The 21,602-nt window shown below is 47.5% G+C and carries 16 protein-coding genes; 8 read left to right on the top strand and 8 right to left on the bottom strand.

Annotation, left to right across the window (positions count from 1 at the left end; all coding sequences use genetic code 11):
- The first annotated feature begins 26 nt into the window (after positions 1 to 26).
- From ACFPFU_RS06225 to ACFPFU_RS06215, 3 genes are all read left to right on the top strand, one after another.
- Complete coding sequence (locus tag ACFPFU_RS06225) at positions 27 to 713, top strand: hypothetical protein (protein WP_377062604.1); 687 nt, start codon at positions 27 to 29, stop codon at positions 711 to 713.
- Between the two features lie 154 nt (positions 714 to 867).
- Positions 868 to 2,211, top strand: coding sequence for a sugar porter family MFS transporter (locus ACFPFU_RS06220; RefSeq protein ID WP_377062602.1), 1,344 nt, complete (start codon positions 868 to 870; stop codon positions 2,209 to 2,211).
- The gene (locus ACFPFU_RS06215; RefSeq protein WP_377062600.1) at positions 2,204 to 3,085 is read left to right on the top strand and encodes a carbohydrate kinase family protein; all 882 of its coding nucleotides are present in this window, start codon (positions 2,204 to 2,206) and stop codon (positions 3,083 to 3,085) included. The genes ACFPFU_RS06220 and ACFPFU_RS06215 overlap by 8 nt, the downstream gene beginning before the upstream one ends.
- A 106-nt stretch (positions 3,086 to 3,191) precedes the next feature.
- Here the strand turns inward: ACFPFU_RS06215 and ACFPFU_RS06210 are convergent, their stop codons facing one another.
- The 7 genes from ACFPFU_RS06210 to ACFPFU_RS06180 all read right to left on the bottom strand — a co-directional run bounded on the left by ACFPFU_RS06210 (position 3,192) and on the right by ACFPFU_RS06180 (position 10,464).
- On the bottom strand, positions 3,192 to 3,797 hold the full coding sequence (locus tag ACFPFU_RS06210; RefSeq protein WP_377062598.1) for a porin family protein: 606 nt from the start codon (positions 3,795 to 3,797) through the stop codon (positions 3,192 to 3,194).
- Positions 3,798 to 3,917: 120 nt separating this feature from the next.
- Positions 3,918 to 4,988: an alanine racemase gene (locus ACFPFU_RS06205; RefSeq protein ID WP_377062596.1), complete on the bottom strand. Its 1,071-nt coding sequence runs from the start codon at positions 4,986 to 4,988 to the stop codon at positions 3,918 to 3,920.
- 1 nt (position 4,989) lies between these two features.
- Complete coding sequence (locus tag ACFPFU_RS06200) at positions 4,990 to 5,430, bottom strand: GNAT family N-acetyltransferase (RefSeq protein WP_377062594.1); 441 nt, start codon at positions 5,428 to 5,430, stop codon at positions 4,990 to 4,992.
- A gap of 35 nt (positions 5,431 to 5,465) precedes the next feature.
- The gene (locus ACFPFU_RS06195) at positions 5,466 to 6,875 is read right to left on the bottom strand and encodes a sodium:solute symporter family protein (RefSeq protein ID WP_377062592.1); all 1,410 of its coding nucleotides are present in this window, start codon (positions 6,873 to 6,875) and stop codon (positions 5,466 to 5,468) included.
- A 183-nt stretch (positions 6,876 to 7,058) separates the two neighbouring features.
- A complete protein-coding gene (locus ACFPFU_RS06190; RefSeq protein ID WP_377062590.1) occupies positions 7,059 to 7,808 on the bottom strand; it encodes a succinate dehydrogenase/fumarate reductase iron-sulfur subunit in 750 nt (249 codons plus the stop codon).
- A gap of 25 nt (positions 7,809 to 7,833) precedes the next feature.
- Complete coding sequence (locus tag ACFPFU_RS06185; RefSeq protein ID WP_377062588.1) at positions 7,834 to 9,768, bottom strand: fumarate reductase/succinate dehydrogenase flavoprotein subunit; 1,935 nt, start codon at positions 9,766 to 9,768, stop codon at positions 7,834 to 7,836.
- A gap of 18 nt (positions 9,769 to 9,786) precedes the next feature.
- Positions 9,787 to 10,464, bottom strand: coding sequence for a succinate dehydrogenase cytochrome b subunit (locus tag ACFPFU_RS06180; RefSeq protein ID WP_377062586.1), 678 nt, complete (start codon positions 10,462 to 10,464; stop codon positions 9,787 to 9,789).
- A gap of 809 nt (positions 10,465 to 11,273) precedes the next feature.
- On the opposite strand from ACFPFU_RS06180, the gene ACFPFU_RS06175 reads away from it, so the two are divergent.
- The 4 genes from ACFPFU_RS06175 to fabD all read left to right on the top strand — a co-directional run bounded on the left by ACFPFU_RS06175 (position 11,274) and on the right by fabD (position 18,878).
- Complete coding sequence (locus ACFPFU_RS06175) at positions 11,274 to 14,051, top strand: T9SS type B sorting domain-containing protein (protein ID WP_377062584.1); 2,778 nt, start codon at positions 11,274 to 11,276, stop codon at positions 14,049 to 14,051.
- 177 nt (positions 14,052 to 14,228) lie between these two features.
- The gene (locus tag ACFPFU_RS06170; protein WP_377062582.1) at positions 14,229 to 17,003 is read left to right on the top strand and encodes a T9SS type B sorting domain-containing protein; all 2,775 of its coding nucleotides are present in this window, start codon (positions 14,229 to 14,231) and stop codon (positions 17,001 to 17,003) included.
- Positions 17,004 to 17,274: 271 nt separating this feature from the next.
- Entirely contained in the window at positions 17,275 to 17,916 is a 642-nt protein-coding gene (locus ACFPFU_RS06165; protein WP_377062580.1) for a carbonic anhydrase family protein, read from the top strand.
- 86 nt (positions 17,917 to 18,002) lie between these two features.
- Positions 18,003 to 18,878: an ACP S-malonyltransferase gene (gene fabD, locus ACFPFU_RS06160; RefSeq protein WP_377062578.1), complete on the top strand. Its 876-nt coding sequence runs from the start codon at positions 18,003 to 18,005 to the stop codon at positions 18,876 to 18,878.
- A gap of 26 nt (positions 18,879 to 18,904) precedes the next feature.
- Here fabD and folK read toward each other — a convergent pair whose 3' ends face one another.
- Positions 18,905 to 19,390 carry a 2-amino-4-hydroxy-6-hydroxymethyldihydropteridine diphosphokinase gene (gene folK, locus ACFPFU_RS06155; RefSeq protein WP_377062576.1) on the bottom strand — a complete coding sequence of 162 codons (486 nt, stop codon included), beginning with the start codon at positions 19,388 to 19,390 and terminating at the stop codon, positions 18,905 to 18,907.
- A gap of 83 nt (positions 19,391 to 19,473) precedes the next feature.
- On the opposite strand from folK, the gene sppA reads away from it, so the two are divergent.
- A complete protein-coding gene (gene sppA, locus ACFPFU_RS06150) occupies positions 19,474 to 21,231 on the top strand; it encodes a signal peptide peptidase SppA (RefSeq protein ID WP_377062574.1) in 1,758 nt (585 codons plus the stop codon).
- The last annotated feature ends 371 nt before the right edge of the window (positions 21,232 to 21,602 follow it).

Here is a 21,602-nt window from a genome sequence, read left to right as displayed (position 1 = left end):
ATTGCACTGGAAATTTAAAATGTACTATGAGAATCAGAACAATTTTTCTAATTGTTTTTGTTGGCTTTTTTTACACCGCCAAGGGTCAAGATGATAGAACAGACAGATTGGGAGTAGGGATAGGACCTGCTAAAATATACGGGGACAATACAGGGGAGCATAGAAAATTTTTGTTCAAAGTACTGCCGGTGCTCACGGTGGATTACAATAAAAAGGTACATACCTTTTTTGATGTAAAGGCCACCCTTGGCTGGCAAATGATCAGCAGCGGGGATTTTTACAGTGATAATGTTATCAATAGAATTGCCGCGGCTAATTTACCTCATGCATTCAGGGGAAATATGTTTTATGGGGACATTATGCCTGTATATCAAATCAATCCCAACCAAAGCGGTTATCTGCCATCTTTGATCAAAGTATATACAGGTCTGGGACTGGGTGTTTTTCATTCTAAAAGAACAGATGAAAGGCTCATCCTTGATGACCCAAACAGACGCACCGAGACCTATCCGGCTTCCGATACAGGACTTTACGTCCCCTATCGGATCGGAATATACAAGGAACTGCAATCGAACGCTGAAATCGGATTGGAATCAACACTGATAGTCAGTCTGGGTGCACAGATGGAGGGGAATGATCGAAAGCAGAAAATATTGAAGCCTGACATGTTGATGCAGTTCCAGTTTTATTACCGGATTTTTTTGGACCAGTAACGTGACATATATATATATATATATATATAGACTTCTCTCATGAAGACGACCGGTCCGTTCAAACCTATCGTGAATGGGTTATTTATTTCTGAATAGATTTTTTTTAAAGACCATATCTGATTAGATTTAAAACTTTCTGTACAATGCGAATTTTATGAATATAAACAGGTATGTGTTATTCCTCTCTGTGGTAGCAGCTTTGGGGGGATTTCTTTTTGGGTTCGACACGGCGGTGATCTCGGGGGCAGAGCGGCATATACAGCTGGTATGGGGTCTCAGTGACTGGAGTCACGGTTTGGCTGTTGCTATTGCTCTCTACGGAACTGTCATAGGTGCATTATTTGGTGGAATTCCTGCCGATAGATACGGCCGTAAGGTTTCCTTGATTTGGATAGGCATTCTTTATTTCGTGTCTGCTTTGGGTTCCGCAGTAGCGCCCGAAGTTTATTCCTTTATGGTGTTCCGTTTCATCGGGGGATTGGGAGTAGGCGCCTCATCGGTAGTGGCGCCTATGTATATCAGTGAAATATCTCCGGCCAAAAACCGGGGGCAACTCGTTGCTCTCTTTCAATTTAACCTGGTGTTTGGCATTTTGGTGGCTTATTTTTCCAACTACCTTATTGACACTGCTGTTGCGGTGGACAGTTGGCGGTGGATGTTAGGCGTAGAAGCCATTCCTGCATTGATTTACACGCTCCTGGTCCTGAAAGTACCCAAAAGTCCGCGTTGGCTTATAGCCAAGCATGATAACTTCGAAGAGGCTGAAAGGATACTAAGCAAGACCGACCCGGAAGGAGCACAGGAGGCAATACGGTTGGCCCTTGAAGAAAAGAAGCTCATCCGCAACCATGTGGGTTTCGGCGTGCTTTTCAAACCAGCTTATCTCCATGTCACCCTCCTTGCCATTATGATAGCCCTGTTTAACCAACTCTCCGGCATCAACGCCATAATTTATTTCGCCCCTAGGGTGTTTGAAATGGCGGGGATCAGTGCAGAAGGAGCCCTGTTGTCCACAGTAGGGATAGGTGCGATCAACTTGCTCGCGACCATGATTGGCCTCTATCTTATAGACAGGATAGGCAGGAAAAAATTAATGTACATCGGTTCGGTAGGTTATATCATTTCTTTGGTATTGATTGCCTATTCTTTTTCAGCCGGGCAGATAAGTATAAGTTTGTTACCGATATTCGTTTTCACCTTTATCGCTTCCCATGCCGTGGGCCAAGGCGCTGTGATATGGGTGTTTATCTCAGAAGTATTTCCCAACGAATTGAGGGCATATGGACAATCAATCGGATGTTTTACACATTGGATACTCGCAGCCGTTATTGCGAATGTGTTCCCCTTCTTTGCCAACTGGCTGGGTCCTGTCATCATATTCGGCTTCTTTGCTTTTATGATGGTACTCCAGTTGATTTGGGTATCCACCAAAATGCCTGAAACAAAAGGAAGATCACTTGAAGAAATTCAACAAGACCTGAACGTTACGCATGGATAAAAAGATCGTTTGTTTTGGTGAAATGCTCTGGGATATCTTCCCTAAACAAAAAATAGCCGGAGGGGCTCCTATGAATGTTGCGCTGCACCTCCAGCATCTGGGGTACGATGTAACGATGGTTTCAAGGATAGGAACTGACAAGTTAGGGAGAAAACTGCTTTCATTCATAAAAAAATATGGCCTTCATGAAGGACAAATCCAAACTGACCTGAATTTCCCAACAGGCAGCGTGATAGTGGATGACAGTGACAAAGAAAACATAAAATACGAAATAGTCAGTCCTGCTGCCTGGGATCATATAGAATGGACATCGTCCCTTGTCAGAGAAATACAAATGGCAGAAGCCTTCATATATGGCAGCTTGGCCGCCAGGAATGAAGAAAGCAGAAATACGCTCTACCGTCTGCTCCAGACGGACACTTTAAAGGTGTTCGATATTAACCTCAGACCGCCGTTTTATAAGCCGGGGGTACTGGAAGTTCTACTCCAAAGGGCGGATATTCTAAAAATAAATGAGGACGAACTCGTGATTCTGGCCGATTATTATGCCCTCTCGAATAAAATGGATGCTACGCTGGAAAAACTGACCGAGATGTTTGATCTGCAGCTTATCTGTGTCACATTGGGTGCGAAAGGAGCGGTTATTTATCAAGATGGGGAAATCATCCGCCATCCGGGCTATCCTGTAGAAGTAAGGGATACAGTGGGTTCGGGCGATGCGTTTTTGGCAGGCTTTGTCAACAAATACCTGGAAAAAGAAACACCTGAAAAAACCCTGGATTTTGCCTGTGCGCTCGGGGCATTGGTGGCTACCTTTGACGGAGGCACCCCACAATATTCCCTTGAACAAATTGAAGCCATACGGCATGAGTGATTTTCTTAGACAGGACAATCATCTACTGCTTCTGTTCCCTGAGGGTAAAAAAATCCCCGCTTTATATTTAGCAGGGATTTCCTGACAAACAAAATGTCCTTGATTTTTAAAAGCTGATTCCTACCGAAAGCTTAAATCCCCTATTGAATACGTCCGCATCAGAATCTTTAAAAACCGGAGTAAGCCCCAGGTCATAACTTGCCTGTAGGTTGAGCCCTACCGGAAGATTGTAACCCAAGCCGAACACCAACCCTGCATCCAGATCATTGATCGACTCGGTATCCCAACCATAAGTATTACCCAATGCATCCATCTCAAAGGTGGATCCAAGAAGGATAGAGCCTTGTGGCCCGGCGAAGAAATTGAGCCCATCTGTGGCGTAAAACCTTAAAAGAATAGGCACATCAATATAATTCAACACCGCCCTTGAATTTACAAAATCATCATTTTGTGTTCCTTTTACCGAATAATAAGCCCCGGGTTCTATGGCGAAACCATCAGTCACGAACATGTTTCCATATATACCTGCATGAAAACCTGCCCGGTTGGTGTAATCATTGCTGTTTACATCAGCGCCACCCCAATTGAAGAAGTTAACACCACCCCGGATACCAAAACTCGCATTTTGTTCACTTGCCGGTGTTCTTTGCTGAGAATGGGCCTCTTTGGCCAAACAAAACGCCAGGACCGTCAAAAACATTAATTTTTTCATGATAGTTTATAAGTTGGTTTCAGATGGACTGTATACAATCCAATTTTATGCCAAAGTAATCCGGGTGGAGTGGACCAGAGGCAAAATCCTTTATGACAGCAACTTACAGTCCATAAAAAGTTAAACTACTCTTTTTTCGATATAGCTGGAGTTCAAGACCGCAAGGGCTCCCATATATTTCAGATTGAACTTTATCAGATCCCCGACTTTATATTTTTTAGGATTTTCACCCAAGTTAAGAATAAGCATGTCTGAACTTGCTCCCAGGATCTCAAACTCACCCTCTTCAGCGATGAGGTATTTGGGGTCAACATCCAGCAGTCCGATATCCAGTATGGCCCTAAAAGATGATTTTCCATACAAAGATTCATCGATTGATGCCACTTCACCCTGTGGATTGGATGAAAGGTTACCCATTGGCAGCAAAGGTTTTTCCTGCATTTCAATGATTTCCGCAAAAAGTTCAAAGACATTTCCATGCATGCCTTCGATGGTTTTTTCCTCGAAAAGATCCACGCCAAAATAAAGGGTTTCACCCACTCTAAAATGGTTGACTCCTTTAGGAAGCTGCTTGTGTAACATCAACGGGATGGTAACCGAAGTCCCCGCCGAGACCCATGGAATCTTTTTGTTGAATTTGAGTTCGATTATCTGCTTATAGAGTGAAAGCTGTATGAGTTTGTCGGCAGAAGGCATCACCCCATTGAGACAATTGAGGTTTGTGCCTAACCCGATGATTTCCAAATTCGGAAGTTCGAATATTTTGGAATAGAAATCGATCAGATGGTCACCCATCACGCCTTCCCGCAAATCACCGGTTTCTACCATGATGATGATTTTATGCTTTTTGTTCTGTCTAACGGCTTCTTCACTTATCCACCGGATGGTATTGAGCTCACTGTTCAGACTTACATCGGCATATTTAACCATATCAGAAAGGTTCCTCTTGGAAGGCGGCTTGATGTACACAGTCTGCACATTTGGATTGGTTTCCTTTACCTTGGCCAGGTTACTTATTCTGGAATCGTGGATCTCATCAGCTCCCATATCAATAAGTTCCTTGATATAGCTCCGGTTTCCACACAGCATCTTTGACACGACTCCCCAAGCCACTTCGTGCTCCCGGAATTTCCCCCTAAGGAATTCAAAATTGTCTCTAAGTTTATTTCTGTAAAGGTTTAGAAATGCCATATCATTTTTTTAGCCTCATTTCCAAATATTTATTGGTAAAGCCCAGTTTCTCGTAGAGCTTTCTCGCGGGATTATCAGGTTCCACATGCAACGCGATGTCTCCGTGGGCCATTTTTATGGCGGTTGACATCAGTTTCTTTCCTAATCCTTTTCCCCTTTGCGAAGCATCAACAGCTATATACACCAATATATTCTCCGGAATATATCCAGCCATTCCTGTCCTGTTCATGACTACCACGCCAACGATTTTGCCGTTTTCCCGCGCCATCACTGTAAAGCCCCCCTTGTCTACCGCTTGGTCCAATGCATAATCCAAACATCGCATGATATCTTCGTGAGGATCACCATACTGGTCTAAGTGCTCAAAGAGAAAATCCGCGATTTCAAGTTTTTGTAAATAGGTGGCATTATCTATGGCAGAAAGCGTTTCTATCTTGGTCATTTATTAACTATTTGTTTTTAATTATTCTGAAAATATTATTTTTCTAACCTATATATAAGCAAAAACACTGCTAAAGACAACAATAAACCAAAAAAATTCGGGTCCAGTCCTAAGGGAAGCGGCTGCCCCCATAATGACAGCCCTGCCGTGGTTCCACCTCCCAAAATCATGGAAGCGCCTGCCGCTTTGGCAGACCGCATGTGCCAAAACAAGCCTGCGACAATGGGAACCAAAAGGCCCGAAACCATGAATGCATAAGAATAAAGCATTAATTCCAATACATTGGTCATCTGCAAAGCTATGATAAGGGCGACTGTCCCTATCAGCAGTGTAAAAAACTGACTTAGCCGCATGGCATAAGTATCTTTTTTCTGCTTCAGCCACTTCCCAAAAAGGTCGGTGGTAAGGTTCCCTGATGCGGCCATCAAGCAGGAATCCGCCGTGGACAAAACCGCCGAAAAATAGGCGGACATCATTAACCCCATAATCCCCGGAGGTAATACCGTGCTCAACAATATGGGCAGGCCCATTTCCGGATCAAGGTTTTCCCGGCTCACAGCGATCAAACCCTGATCGAAGGCCACTTTGGCCAGCAAACCTAATGAAACCCCCATAAATGCCATAACCGGCCATTCAAAAAAACCCGCAATATACCATGCCTTCTTGGCGGACTTCACATCCCTGCTGGCAAATATCCGCTGATACAGGGTCATTCCCACAAACCAAATCGGCAGAATGGTGATCATCCAATTGGCTAAGTCCTGCCACTTTAAATTGGTCAAGCTGAAATATTCAAAAGGCAATGTTTGTTTAATGGCCTGCCATCCGCCCACGTGAAAATAAGAGACCGGCAATCCTATAAATATAAAACCCAATAGCAAGATTATCCATTGGATGGTATCTGTATAAATCACGGCCTTCAACCCGCCCAAAACCGTGTATACTACGGCAATCAGCCCCATAATACACAAAGCCACCTCCAGGTCCAGCGCCTTAAAGGTGCCTGACGCAAGTTTTGCCCCCGCCAGCAACTGGGAAGAAGTAAACCCCAGGTAACCTACAAAACAAATGATGGCTGCCAAAACCCCCACTTTTCTGTCAAACAGGTGCTGGAATATTTGAGGAAGGGTATAAAATTTCTCAAATACGGGATTCGACCGTACTTTCGGGATTAGGAATACAGCTGCCATCCATGCACCCAATAGACCGGTAAAGAGCATCCAGCTTCCGGATAACCCCATCAAAAAACCCAATCCCCCCAATCCTACAGAAAAACCTCCTCCCACATCTGTGGCAACCACCGATAAGCCAATATGCCAGCTCCCTATATTTCTTCCTCCTACATAATAGTCATCCTGGCCGGTGTTCATCTTCATAAAGTAGAACCCTACTCCCAACATCAATACCATGTATACCGCAAAAATGACAAGATCTATAATAGCCATTCATCTGTTTTTATGTTCAACAGCCGATTTCAGAACCCCAAAATATAACTAATGAACAGTTATGCTAATATTTGCCGAATATCCTACCAAATCATTAGAATAGAATATTTTAATATTGAAATAATACCAACAAAAAAGACCGGTCTCCCGGTCCTTTCAATTATTTTCTCCTTGGTCAGCTCCTCATACATTCTCACTGGTAAGAGAGGCCTTAAAGAATTCCCTGTTCATTCGGGCAATGTTACTGAGTTTGATCTCTTTGGGGCATTCAGCGGAACAGGCCCCCGTATTTGTGCATGCACCAAATCCTTCTTCATCCATTTGTTCAATCATTTTCTCAGCCCGCTCTTTCCTTTCCACCTTGCCTTGGGGCAATAATGACAATTGCGAGATTTTCGCTGCAACAAACAGCATGGCGGAGGCATTTTTGCAGGCTGCCACACAGGCCCCGCATCCTATACAGGTAGCCGAATCAAACGCTTCATCAGCAATGATCTTGGGAATAGGGATTTCATTGGCATCAGGTACACCCCCCGTATTGACGGACACGTAGCCACCGGCCTGGATGATCCGATCAAAGGCCCCTCTGTCTACAACAAGGTCTTTGATAACCGGAAAGGCCTTTGCTCTCCACGGTTCAATGGTAATGGTGTCCCCGTCTTTAAACGACCGCATATGCAGCTGACAGGTAGTGGTCTGATGAGGACCATGGGGCTGGCCATTGATATAAAGCGAGCAGGTCCCGCAGATGCCTTCCCTGCAATCATGGTCAAAATGGACGGGATCTTCTCCTTTCTCCGCGAGCTCTTCATTAAGTACATCCAGCATTTCCAGAAAAGACATGTCTGAGGATATACCTGATAAACTATATTCTTTAAAACCACCTTTGTCAGAATGGTTTCTTTGTCTCCAAACTTTTAATGTAAGATTCATATGTTTTATGAATTTTAATTGTTGATTATTTGTAACTTCTTTGGGTCAACTTCACGTTTTCAAATACCAGTTCCTCTTTATGAAGCTGTTCGGGTTTTTCCTCACCCTGATATTCCCATGTCCCCACATAGGCAAAGTTTTCATCATCCCGCAACGCTTCACCTTCTGCGGTCTGGTATTCTTCTCTGAAATGCCCCCCGCAAGACTCTTCTCTGTGCAGGGCATCATCCACCATCAGTTCCCCCAATTCCAGGAAATCAGCTACCCGGTGAGCCTTTTCCAGTGAGAGATTCAGTTCATCCCCCGTTCCCAGCACTTTCACATTTGACCAGAATTCTTCCCTCAGTTCCTTTATCATCGATTTGGCTTTCGACAGACCCGATGCATTTCTTGCCATACCACAGTAGTTCCACATGATCTTTCCCAGCTTTTTATGATAGTAATCCACTGTCTTAGTGCCATTAATGGATATCAGTTTTTGAATCCTTTCCTCTACCTCGGCTTCACTTTTCTTAAACTCAGGATGGTCCACAGAGATCTTCTCATAAGGCATTGTGGCCAAATAATCCCCTATCGTGTAGGGAATGACAAAATAACCGTCAGCCAGTCCCTGCATCAAGGCGGAAGCCCCCAATCTGTTGGCGCCGTGATCCGAGAAATTAGCCTCGCCAAGGGCATAAAGGCCCGGCACGGTGGTCATCAGATTGTAGTCCACCCACAGCCCTCCCATGGTGTAATGGACCGCAGGGTATATCATCATTGGGGTTTTGTATGGGTTTTCCCCGGTAATTTTTTCATACATATCGAAGAGGTTGCCATATTTGCTTCTGACTAAATCCTCACCGTCCCTGATGATGGCATCCCTGAAATCGAGAAAAACCGCCTCACCGGTTTCATTGACTCCCCGGCCTTCATCACATACATATTTGGCATTTCTGGAGGCCACATCCCGGGGCACAAGGTTACCAAATGAGGGATATTTTGTTTCCAGATAATAATCTCTGTCCTCTTCCTTGATATCCTGGGGCTTGATCTCCTTTTTCCTGAGCTTTTCCGCGATTTCCTTGGTTTTCGGCACCCATACCCTTCCATCATTTCTTAAAGATTCCGACATCAAAGTCAGCTTGGACTGATGGTCTCCGGATACCGGGATACAGGTCGGGTGGATTTGGGTATAACAGGGGTTGCTGAAAAAAGCACCTTTCTTGTGCGCCCGCCAAGCCGCGGTCACATTCGAGCCCATAGCATTTGTGGACAAGAAAAATACGTTGCCATACCCTCCCGTGCACAACAATACTGCATGGGCGCTGTGGGATTCAATGGCGCCGGTAATCAGGTTTCTTGTTACAATCCCTCTCGCTTTACCATCGACGTTTACCACGTCCATCATTTCTGTTCTTGGGTAAAGTTTAACTTTCCCGTTGGCGACCTGCCTGCTGAGGGCTGAATAGGCTCCTAAAAGCAGCTGTTGGCCGGTCTGTCCCCGGGCATAAAAAGTACGTGATACCTGGGCGCCGCCAAACGACCTGTTGGCAAGCAAACCTCCATATTCTCTTGCAAAGGGTACCCCTTGTGCCACGCACTGGTCAATGATATTCACGGAAACCTCAGCCAATCGGTAAACATTTCCTTCCCTGCTTCTGTAATCTCCCCCTTTTATGGTATCGTAAAAAAGCCTGAAAATAGAATCACCGTCATTTTGGTAATTTTTGGCAGCATTGATTCCTCCCTGTGCTGCAATGGAATGCGCGCGCCGGGGACTGTCCTGAAAACAGAACGCTTTGACATTGTACCCTAATTCTGCCAATGAAGCCGCGGCAGAAGCACCTGCCAGTCCTGTCCCCACTACTATGATATCGTATTTTCTCTTATTGGCTGGATTGACCAGTTTGATGTTGAATTTATGTTTTGTCCATTTTTCGGCCAATGGGCCGGAAGGTATTTTTGAATCTAGTATCATATCAATCAATTACTTCAATCATGAGAAATAAATATACAAAGGCATACTTGCAAACAGTGCGGGTACCACAATGGCAAATGCTTTACCTAGAAATTGTATGAAGGGGGTATATTTTTTATGGTTAAGGCCCAGGCTTTGAAAAGCGCTGTTAAACCCATGAGCCAGGTGAAACCCTAAAAATACCATAGAGATCACATACAGAGCCACCAACCATTCCGCTTGAAATGCAAAATTAACCACACGGTAGAGATCTTTGTATTCTCCGGAGTCGTAGGTCACCCTAGGCATATCCCCCCAATGCATCTGATACCAAAAACCCTGAAGATGCACCACCAGGAAAATAAGGATGAGGGTTCCCAGAATACCCATGTTTCTGGAGTTCCAGGAACTGTTTGCCCCGGGATTGTTTACAGCGTAAGGAACCGGCCTGGCTTTCTTATTATAAGAAGTAAGAATAATCGAATATACTACATGGAGTATTACAGATACATAAGTAATAATGGAGAGGATCTGTACCACCTGGTTGGTCGTCATGAAATCAGCATATTCATTGAAAGCCCGGCCACCGTCACCTTTAAAAAGCAATAGGTTTCCCAATACGTGGCCGATTAAGAAAAGTATTAGAAATAATCCAGTGAGGGACATTAATAATTTTCTGCCCAGTGTACTATTTAAGGTTTTAGATACCCAACTCATAAGGTTTTGTGTTAATACAGAATTTACGTTTTTTACTTTGGCGCCAAATTTACATTTGGAATCAATAGCAAACAATCAATCATCTTATTTTGAAAGGTTCTAAATAGCTGCTGAATTTGGGATAAATTCTGACCTGCCACACAGTGCCATAACCATCTTCATTTTTTGTAGTTGAGAATTAATGGAAATCCAAAATTTATGTTCAGGCGCCAGGTTTAAATTTGGACAATAAATAATGAAGAATACAGTTATAATAATGCTCTTGAAACAAGATGCTGATAATCAGAGAAATGAAATCGCCGTTTTCGGATTTTTTATAAAAAAGGAGTTTTGAAGGGCAACCTTTTGATTCAGTCGATAATAATATGTATAGGTAAAGATGAAAAAATCAGGGATAAACATTTAATTTAGGGTAACCATTAAAAATACAAACACGTTTTGAATGTATCGGTTAGGATAGGGTTCAACATGATGGCCCAGAGGTTTTATTGAAAATTTAAGGGGGACTTGGTTATTATTTACATTTGTTCCGTGTCGAATGAGATGGCAGTAATACATTCCTGGAGTATATACTCAAAAATGGCAAGTTACAGAAAAGCAGATTATGCATGTGGGAGTGTGCCGGGAATCGATAGGTTCGGATTTTGCCCGGAAATTTATGATATATGAAACCGAGGATGACGAAAACGACACACAGTAGGATGAATATAATAGGCTTGGTTCTCCTGAATCAAATTCGGGACAAGCTATCCCGACCTGAGGTGCGGGGACAAGTTATGGACGGCCATTGAAAAACAAATTTTAAACAGATGAAATACGTATATTTACTTTTAGGGATTAAAATACTGCTTGTATTTTCTGTCTCCACATCTTGGGCCACCCATATCCGTGCGGGTGAAATCATCGCCGAAAGAATATCCGTCCAGACCCTGACCTACCGCATCACCGTGGTGGGGTATACCGACACCCGGTCTACTGTCAGATTTGGACCGGGAAGGATCGAATTCGGTGACGGCAGGGAGGAAACCCTGGAAACCGAAAGCGATTTTACGGTGACAGAAGTACTGGGCAACAACATTGAAAAAAACGTTTTTGTCATCACCCATACCTACCAGGGCCCGGGCAATTACACCATACGCTTCATGGAATTCAACAGGAACGCCGGCACGCTCAACATGGACCAGTCCGTGGACACCCCCTTCTACATCGAGACCATGATCCGCATCGACCCCTTTTTCGGGGTCAACAACTCCCCCGTCCTCACCATAGCCCCGGTGGACAACGGCGCGGTGAACCAGACCTATATCCATAACCCGGGTGCCTACGACCCCGACGGGGACAGCCTGGCCTATGTCATGGACGTGCCCAAGCAGGCCTTCCAGAGGGAGGTCAACAACTACAGGGATCCTTCTTCCGGGGAGTTCAGCTTCTCCAGGCAGGACGGCTCCACGCCCCCCATCCTCGAGCTTGACCCCGTCACAGGGGATCTCATCTGGGATGCCCCGGGCCTTGCCGGACAGTATAACGTCGCCTTCCGCATCGAGGAATGGCGGCGCATAGACGGGGAATGGGTCCGCATAGGCTATGTCCTCAGGGACATGCAGATCATCATCGAGAACACCGACAACAGGCGTCCCGAACTCATCATGCCCGATGATATCTGCGTGGAGGCCGGAACCAGGATAGAGGAAATATTCCAGGGAATGGACCCCGACGGGGACCCCATCATGATCGAGGTCTTCGGCGACCCCATAGAGATCACCACCTCCCCGGCCACCTACAGCCCCGAGTCCACCTACCAGGCCTCTCCCGGGATCGTCAATTTCGCCTGGCAGACCGTCTGCAACCACGTCAGGGCAAGGACCTACCAGGTCAGGGTCCGCATCAGGGACCAGCCCTCCTCCGGGCCCGCCCTCGTGGATATAAAAACCTGGAACATCACCGTGGTGGGGCCGCCCCCGGTGCCAGTGGGGGCGGAACAGCAACCAGGCAGGTCCGCCAACATAGAATGGGACCCCTATGCCTGCGGCTCCTCCGCCGAGGCCATGCAGGTATGGCGGCGCATCAACAGCGACCCCTACGAACCGGACTCCTGTGAAACCGGCATCCGCCCCGGCTATGAACTGGTCGGCACCGCCGACATGGACACCTTCAGCTTTACCGACGACAACGGCGGGGAGGGCCTGAGCCCGGGCAACACCTACTGCTACAGGCTGGTCGCCGCATTCCCCTCCCCCAGAAGCGGCGAAAGCTATGTGTCCGAAGAAATCTGCATCACCGTGGACGTCGACGTCCCCCTCATCACCAATGTGAGCGTTGAGGAAACAGACAGTCAAAACGGGGAGATCCTCGTCCGCTGGACGCCCCCCTATGATATAGACAGCGAGCTCTACCCCGGACCCTATCAGTACGAACTGGTCAGAAGCGAGGGCTTCACCGGCTCGCAGAACCAGACTTCCCTGACCACCACCTCCGATACGGTGTTCACCGACACGGGGCTCAACACCGAAAACCTCGTTTACAGTTATGAAGTGGTCCTCATCTCCGAAGGGGAAAAAGTGGACACCTCCAGCCTGGCCTCCGCCGTGAGGCTGGAACCCACCATCATCAACGAGGCCATCGAACTGGAGTGGGACTTCAACGTCCCCTGGAACAACTCCGTAGAGCAGTTCCCGCACCTGGTCTTCAGAAACAGGACCGACCCGGACGCCGAGGACACAGAGAATTTTACCCTGATAGCCGAAGTCGACGTCACCTCAGAAGGATTCATCTACCTGGACGACGGCAGCCACAACGGCGTGCCCCTGGACACCGAAAAAGAATACTGCTACTATGTGGTGACAAACGGCAGCTACAACCTGGACTTCCTGGAATACCCGCTGGCCAACAAATCACAGATCGTCTGCGCCAGGCCCGATGACGACAGGCTGCCCTGTCCCCCGGTGCTCGCCTATGAAGGGCCCGACTGCCAGGAGTACCTGTCCGACAAACCCTGCAACTTCAGCGAGTTTTACCATGACCTGAGCTGGGAGCCCGACTTCAGCGGGGAATGCGATTCCGAACTCAACGGCTACAGGATCTATTTCTCCGAAACGGGGCAGGAAGGCTCCTTTGAGCTCGTCCGCACCGTCTCGGTGATCAGCAACAGTGCCCGGATAGAGGGGCTCAGCCAGCTCAAGGGCTGCTATTACATCACGGCGGTGGACCGCTCGGGAAACGAAAGCGGCCCCAGCAACACCGTCTGCGTGGACAACTGCCCCAACTACGAGCTGCCCAACGTCTTCACCCCCAACGGCGACAACGCCAACGACACCTTCCAGGCCTATGACAACCCCTACCCCAGGTGCCCAAGGTTCGTCGAAGCCGTCGAAATCAAAATCTACAACAGGTGGGGCACGCTGGTATACAGCTACAACAGCACCCGGGCACCGGAAAACAACATCTACATCAACTGGGACGGAAGGGACAGCAGCGGGAAGGAGCTCCCCGCCGGAACCTATTTCTATTCCGCCACCGTACTGTTCAACGTGCTTGACGAAAACCTGAGGGAAAAAAACATCAAGGGAACCATGCAGATAATTAAATAATAATATCCGCCGGAATGCCTGTAACGGCTTTCCGGCTTTTTCTTGTTAATTTGCAGCCACTTGGCTGCTATACTGGATGGTTTTGATACTAAAAAATCATACCTTGAAGCAGAAAAGATCTTAAAATTTTCTGTGGGGGAAACTTCATAAATGGTGAAATGAAAAATGATCGTTCAGATGAGATGTAAAAGCTTATTGGGAGTCTTTTTTCTCTTTTTTTTATACAGTATCAATGGTTGGGCCACCCATATCCGTGCAGGTGAAATCATCGCCGAAAGAATATCCGTCCAGACCCTGACCTACCGCATCACCGTGGTGGGATACACCGACACCCGGTCTGTGGTTGAATTTGGTCCGGGAGAGATCCAATTCGGTGACGGCAGGGTGGAAACCCTGGAAACCGAAAGCGATTTTACGGAAACCGAAAGCCTGGGGAACAACATCCAAAAGAACGTTTTTGTCATCACCCATACCTACCAGGGCCCGGGCAATTACACCATACGCTTCATGGAATTCAACAGGAACGCCGGCACGCTCAACATGGACCAGTCCGTGGACACCCCCTTCTACATCGAGACCATGATCCGCATCGACCCCTTTTTCGGAGTCAACAACTCCCCCGTCCTCACCATAGCCCCGGTGGACAACGGCGCGGTGAACCAGACCTATATCCATAACCCGGGTGCCTACGATCCCGACGGGGACAGCCTGGCCTATGTCATGGACGTGCCCAAGCAGGCCTTCCAGAGGGAGGTCAACAACTACAGGGATCCTTCTTCCGGGGAGTTCAGCTTCTCCAGGCAGGACGGCTCCACGCCCCCCATCCTCGAGCTTGACCCCGTCACAGGGGATCTCATCTGGGATGCCCCGGGCCTTGCCGGACAGTACAACGTCGCCTTCCGCATCGAGGAATGGCGGCGCATAGACGGGGAATGGGTCCGCATAGGCTATGTCCTCAGGGACATGCAGATCATCATCGAGAACACCGACAACAGGCGTCCCGAACTCATCATGCCCGATGATATCTGCGTGGAGGCCGGAACCAGGATAGAGGAAATATTCCAGGGAATGGACCCCGACGGGGACCCCATCATGATCGAGGTCTTCGGCGACCCCATAGAGATCACCACCTCCCCGGCCACCTACAGCCCCGAGTCCACCTACCAGGCCTCTCCCGGGATCGTCAATTTCGCCTGGCAGACCGTCTGCAACCACGTCAGGGCAAGGACCTACCAGGTCAGGGTCCGCATCAGGGACCAGCCCTCCTCCGGGCCCGCCCTCGTGGATATAAAAACCTGGAACATCACCGTGGTGGGGCCGCCCCCGGTGCCAGTGGGGGCGGAACAGCAACCAGGCAGGTCCGCCAACATAGAATGGGACCCCTATGCCTGCGGCTCCTCCGCCGAGGCCATGCAGGTATGGCGGCGCATCAACAGCGACCCCTACGAACCGGACTCCTGTGAAACCGGCATCCGCCCCGGCTATGAACTGGTCGGCACCGCCGACATGGACACCTTCAGCTTTACCGACGACAACGGCGGGGAGGGCCTGAGCCCGGGCAACACCTACTGCTACAGGCTGGTCGCCGCATTCCCCTCCCCCAGAAGCGGCGAAAGCTATGTGTCCGAAGAAATCTGCATCACCGTGGACGTCGACGTCCCCCTCATCACCAATGTGAGCGTTGAGGAAACAGACAGTCAAAACGGGGAGATCCTCGTCCGCTGGACGCCCCCCTATGATATAGACAGCGAGCTCTACCCCGGACCCTATCAGTACGAACTGGTCAGAAGCGAGGGCTTCACCGGCTCGCAGAACCAGACTTCCCTGACCACCACCTCCGATACGGTGTTCACCGACACGGGGCTCAACACCGAAAACCTCGTTTACAGTTATGAAGTGGTCCTCATCTCCGAAGGGGAAAAAGTGGACACCTCCAGCCTGGCCTCCGCCGTGAGGCTGGAACCCACCATCATCAACGAGGCCATCGAACTGGAGTGGGACTTCAACGTCCCCTGGAACAACTCCGTAGAGCAGTTCCCGCACCTGGTCTTCAGAAACAGGACCGACCCGGACGCCGAGGACACAGAGAATTTTACCCTGATAGCCGAAGTCGACGTCACCTCAGAAGGATTCATCTACCTGGACGACGGCAGCCACAACGGCGTGCCCCTGGACACCGAAAAAGAATACTGCTACTATGTGGTGACAAACGGCAGCTACAACCTGGACTTCCTGGAATACCCGCTGGCCAACAAATCACAGATCGTCTGCGCCAGGCCCGATGACGACAGGCTGCCCTGTCCCCCGGTGCTCGCCTATGAAGGGCCCGACTGCCAGGAGTACCTGTCCGACAAACCCTGCAACTTCAGCGAGTTTTACCATGACCTGAGCTGGGAGCCCGACTTCAGCGGGGAATGCGATTCCGAACTCAACGGCTACAGGATCTATTTCTCCGAAACGGGGCAGGAAGGCTCCTTTGAGCTCGTCCGCACCGTCTCGGTGATCAGCAACAGTGCCCGGATAGAGGGGCTCAGCCAGCTCAAGGGCTGCTATTACATCACGGCGGTGGACCGCTCGGGAAACGAAAGCGGCCCCAGCAACACCGTCTGCGTGGACAACTGCCCCAACTACGAGCTGCCCAACGTCTTCACCCCCAACGGCGACAACGCCAACGACACCTTCCAGGCCTATGACAACCCCTACCCCAGGTGCCCAAGGTTCGTCGAAGCCGTCGAAATCAAAATCTACAACAGGTGGGGCACACTCGTCTACAGCTACAACAGCGCCCGGGCACCGGAAAACAACATCTACATCAACTGGGACGGAAGGGACAGCAGCGGGAAGGAGCTCCCCGCCGGAACCTATTTCTATTCCGCCACCGTACTGTTCAACGTGCTTGACGAAAACCTGAGGGAAAAAAACATCAAGGGAACCGTTCAGATAATTAAATAATAATTTATATCAAAAACAGCAACATGTGTCTTGTTCCCTGCGTAAAGAAATTTCTATATACACCAGTCATATATGCCAACCAACTTACGATATGTACGGTGAAAAGTCTTGCTCTTTTATTGGAAATAAAAGCTAAAGATGTACGTTCGTTTGTGCCTTAAATTCAAAATTATACTGTGATGAAATCGAGCATGACGCAAGCGACACACAGAGGGATGATTATAAGACATGCGAGATTCCATATGGCCTATTGAGAAAAAATTATAATCATATGAAAGCACACACCAGAAGAACCCAAGAAAGCTTAACCCCCCAAGATGCGCTGGATTTTTTAAAAGAAGGGAACCAGCGATTCCTTAACAACCTCAGGGCAAACAGAAATTTACTTCAAATGGTAAATGAAACCTCAGAAGGTCAATGGCCATTTGCTGTAATATTAAGCTGTATTGACTCCAGAACCTCAGCGGAACTGATATTTGACCAGGGCTTGGGCGATATTTTCAGTGCAAGGGTTGCCGGCAATGTCGTCAATGAAGATATTTTAGGCAGCATGGAATATGCTATCAAATATGCCGGTTCCAAACTGGTTTTGGTGTTGGGACATACCAAATGCGGTGCGGTCACCAGTGCCTGTAACAAAGTGAAGGATGGCAACATTACGGCCCTGATGCATAAACTCAAGCCCGCGATCGAAAAAGAGACTACGGTCGTGGAGAAGAGAGACGGATCAAACAGCGAATTTGTAGAAAAAGTAGCTCTCCTGAATGTCCATCATGCCCTTGATGAAATCAGGGACAGGAGTGAAATCATTTCGAATTTTGAAAAAGAGGGAAAAATCTTATTGGCAGGCGGAATATATGATGTGGAGACCGGTGTGGTGGAGTTTTTTGACAGTCCCCGTCATAATGCATAGGATCATTTTGGGTCAAGTGTCGTTTTTTTAAGTAAATTTGTGCACAAAATCAAAATGCACATTAATTTTAAAGAAAGCGTATTTTTATGATTGCATACATATTTCCGGGTCAGGGGGCCCAGTTTCCAGGAATGGGAAAAGACTTGTACGAATCCAGGGAAGCTGCCAAAAAAATGTTTGATAGGGCCAACGATGTGCTTGGTTTTGATATCAAAAAGGTCATGTTTGAAGGCACTGAAGAGGCTTTGAAACAGACCAATGTAACCCAACCTGCCGTATTTCTACACGCCGTGGTTGCCGCCGCCACGGATCCGGGGTTCAATCCGGACATGGTGGCCGGACATTCTCTGGGTGAATTTTCTGCCTTGGTGGCCAATAAAGTGTTGTCCTTTGAGGATGGCCTTAAACTGGTCCACCAAAGAGCTTTGGCCATGCAGGAAGCCTGCGAAATCAATCCATCCACCATGGCTGCTATCCTTGGCTTAGCTGATGAAGTCGTGGAAGAAATATGTGCTGCCATCCATGATGAAGTAGTAGTACCTGCCAATTACAACTGTCCGGGTCAATTGGTGATTTCAGGATCGCTAAGGGGCATACAAATAGCCTGTGAAAAAATGAAAGAAGCAGGGGCAAAAAGGGCACTCCCTCTTCCTGTAGGGGGGGCGTTCCACTCTCCTTTGATGGAGCCTGCCAGGGTCAAGCTGCAAAGGGCGATAGAGGAGACGGTTTTTCAGGATCCGATTTGCCCTATCTATCAAAATGTCAGCACAACTGCCATCACAGATGTCCCGATTATAAAAAAGAACCTGATCGCCCAACTGACTGCTCCGGTAAAGTGGACCCAATCTGTCCAAAATATGGTAGCGGACGGAGCTGTGTCATTCATCGAATGCGGCCCAGGCAAGGTGCTGCAAGGGCTTGTCAAAAAAATCCACAAAGAAGCAGAAGTCTCCGGACTGTAAACTTCGATTGTTTTTTTCAGACAACATTAGGTGCCCGGCCAAAGCCTGACGCTTAATGTATCTCCACACCGCTCTAAAAGTTCCTTTTGGCTCAAGCCGTTTTTGGGATGCAAAAAATCCGGCAATACTTCGGCCAAAGGCTTTAAAACAAAATTTCTGTGAGGCAACCGGGGGTGGGGAACTTGGAGCCGGTCTGTATGAATGATCTGTTTACCAAAATAAAGGATATCAATATCCATCGTCCGGTCTCCCCATCTTTCGTTCCTGACCCTACCATGCTGCTGCTCAACCTCCTGCACGAAATCCAGGACTTCTTCAGGGGACATCCCCGTTTCCATCACCACTACCTGGTTAAGATAAGGCAAGGAGGAATTCCCTCCCCAGGCCGCCGTTTCATAGATGGACGATTTCTTGACAATCCTCATTTTTGATTCCAGGTGTCTTACAGCATCCTTCAGCAAGGCTTCCCTGTCACCCAGATTTCCTCCTATTCCTAAAACAACTCGGTCCATTTTAACACATATATTTTATTCAAATCAAGCAGCTTTGTAAAAAATGATTTAATTTTGAAAACTTAACTTAACGAAGCAAAATTATGAAATTTTTAAGCAATGTTTTGGCTGTTATCGTAGGACTGTTGATATTCTGGGTCCTGGCTTTTTTCTTCATAGCAGGCCTTATTGCCATAGGATCTGCCGATGACAAAATAAAAATCAGCGAAAACACCGTGCTGCACCTCAAACTGAACAATGTCAATGTAGTGGAGCGCACCCCGGACGATGACCTCGATTTTTCGTCGATTTCTTCATTCGCGGGCATTTCCTCTGTGGGATTGAATCAGATATTAAAAGCAATTGATACTGCCAAAGATAATGACAACATCAAAGGCATCTATCTTGAAAGCGGAACTGTCCTTGCCGGTCAGTCCCATATCGTGGAAATACGTTCAGCTCTTAAACGCTTTCAGGAGGCCGGGAAATTTATTGTTTCCTATTCAGAGTACTATACAGAAGCCGGTTATTTCCTGTGTTCAGTTGCCGACGAGATTTACATGAACCCGTTAGGAGAACTTGAATTCAATGGGTTTGCTTCAGAAGCCGTTTTTGTCAAGGGCCTTTTGGAAAAAATAGAGGTAGAGCCTGTAATCTTCAGAGTGGGGGAATTTAAGAGTGCGATTGAACCTTTTATCTTGGACAAAATGAGTGAGGAAAACAGGATTCAAACAGCCGAATTTTTAACGGAAATGAACGAGGTCATGGTTGAATCCATTTCAGAGAGCAGGGATATCCCGGCAAGTGAATTGAAGAACATCAACGATCAAATGTTGATCCGTACAAGCCAAGACGCCTTAGATCATGGTCTGATAGACAATTTATGGTATGACGATCAGGTCAAAGACCGTTTAAGGGAAAAATTGGGTTTGGAAGAAGATGATGACATAAAAAGTATCAACATCACCCGCATCAATAAAACGGCCACATCCAAAAACAGGCTTTCCAGAAACCGGATTGCCGTGGTAGTGGCTGATGGGAATATCATCAGCGGTCAGTCTGAAGAGGAGATCAGTTCAGAATATTTTTTAAAAGAGATCCGTAAGGCAAGAAAGAACAAGGACGTTAAAGCCATTGTAATGAGGATCAATTCTCCCGGAGGTTCCATTTTGGCCTCTGAAGTGATCTGGAGAGAGCTTTCGGAAGCCCAAAAAGAAAAACCTTTGATCGCTTCCATGTCCAATCTGGCTGCCTCAGGCGGGTATTATATAGCTGTTCCGGCAGACACGATCGTAGCTCAACCCAATACCATTACCGGCTCCATAGGCATATTTGGATTATGGTTCAATGCCCAAGGCTTATTAAACAATAAACTGGGGATCACTACAGATGTGGTCAAGACCGGCCAATATTCAGACTTCCTCACCCCTACCCGAAAAATCACAGAGGGTGAAAGGGCAATTATGCAGAGAAAAGTAGAGGAAGGCTATGAAACCTTTATCAAGAGGGTATCTGATAGCCGCGGTATGAGCAAAGATGAGGTCATAGCTGTGGCAGGGGGAAGGGTCTGGACAGGAACCCGCGCCAAGGAAAACGGATTGGTGGATATACTGGGAAATCTGGACGACGCCATCCAAATAGCCGCCGTCAAAGCCGGGGTGGAAGAGGACTTTAGGACAGTCTATTATCCGGAGCAAAAAAGCTTCCTGGAGCGGCTTATCAGTGAATTTACCAAGGATGTCCAAGCTACTTATGCGAGAATAAAATTCGGACAATCCTACGAGCTTTTCAAATCCCTTGAGCGCTTGAAAAAACTTGAAGGTGTAATGGCAATTATGCCTTTTGAAATCGAAATCAAATAAAGAAAACAGGACAATGTGGAACTGAGTGTTCAGGTCAGCACAGCATAAACTGAAAACATTCAGCTCATTTAACAGCATACAATAGCTTTTTTACCCAATAAAATTTAACTTTGTGTGGTTTTTAACCATCAACATACTGTGAAACCGAGCATGGCGCAGGGGACACTCACTGGGATGCCCCGATAGCCCCGATAGTTATCGGGGGGGGGGAGGGACATGCGAGGCAAGCTACATGGCCGATAAAGAACAAATTATAAACAGATGAAATCGAGCATGACGAGATCGTCATAGAGTGGGATGATTATCAATCATGCGAGATTCCCCCGAAACAAGTTCGGGGCAGGCTATCTGACCGCTGAAAAGAAAATATA

The sequence above is a fragment of the Negadavirga shengliensis genome, from assembly GCF_042652345.1.
Classification (GTDB): Bacteria; Bacteroidota; Bacteroidia; order Cytophagales; family Cyclobacteriaceae; genus Negadavirga; species Negadavirga shengliensis.
The sequence above is the reverse complement of the archived record's forward strand: the minus strand, read 5'-3'. Positions and strand labels throughout refer to the sequence as shown.

Coding starts and splice junctions, on each gene's coding strand:
- ACFPFU_RS06225 (WP_377062604.1), top strand. CDS start 27: ATGAGAATCAGAACAATTTTTCTAATTGTTTTTGTTGGCTTTTTTTAC.
- ACFPFU_RS06220 (WP_377062602.1), top strand. CDS start 868: ATGAATATAAACAGGTATGTGTTATTCCTCTCTGTGGTAGCAGCTTTG.
- ACFPFU_RS06215 (WP_377062600.1), top strand. CDS start 2,204: ATGGATAAAAAGATCGTTTGTTTTGGTGAAATGCTCTGGGATATCTTC.
- ACFPFU_RS06210 (WP_377062598.1), bottom strand. CDS start 3,797: ATGAAAAAATTAATGTTTTTGACGGTCCTGGCGTTTTGTTTGGCCAAA.
- ACFPFU_RS06205 (WP_377062596.1), bottom strand. CDS start 4,988: ATGGCATTTCTAAACCTTTACAGAAATAAACTTAGAGACAATTTTGAA.
- ACFPFU_RS06200 (WP_377062594.1), bottom strand. CDS start 5,430: ATGACCAAGATAGAAACGCTTTCTGCCATAGATAATGCCACCTATTTA.
- ACFPFU_RS06195 (WP_377062592.1), bottom strand. CDS start 6,875: ATGGCTATTATAGATCTTGTCATTTTTGCGGTATACATGGTATTGATG.
- ACFPFU_RS06190 (WP_377062590.1), bottom strand. CDS start 7,808: ATGAATCTTACATTAAAAGTTTGGAGACAAAGAAACCATTCTGACAAA.
- ACFPFU_RS06185 (WP_377062588.1), bottom strand. CDS start 9,768: ATGATACTAGATTCAAAAATACCTTCCGGCCCATTGGCCGAAAAATGG.
- ACFPFU_RS06180 (WP_377062586.1), bottom strand. CDS start 10,464: ATGAGTTGGGTATCTAAAACCTTAAATAGTACACTGGGCAGAAAATTA.
- ACFPFU_RS06175 (WP_377062584.1), top strand. CDS start 11,274: ATGAAATACGTATATTTACTTTTAGGGATTAAAATACTGCTTGTATTT.
- ACFPFU_RS06170 (WP_377062582.1), top strand. CDS start 14,229: ATGAGATGTAAAAGCTTATTGGGAGTCTTTTTTCTCTTTTTTTTATAC.
- ACFPFU_RS06165 (WP_377062580.1), top strand. CDS start 17,275: ATGAAAGCACACACCAGAAGAACCCAAGAAAGCTTAACCCCCCAAGAT.
- fabD (WP_377062578.1), top strand. CDS start 18,003: ATGATTGCATACATATTTCCGGGTCAGGGGGCCCAGTTTCCAGGAATG.
- folK (WP_377062576.1), bottom strand. CDS start 19,390: ATGGACCGAGTTGTTTTAGGAATAGGAGGAAATCTGGGTGACAGGGAA.
- sppA (WP_377062574.1), top strand. CDS start 19,474: ATGAAATTTTTAAGCAATGTTTTGGCTGTTATCGTAGGACTGTTGATA.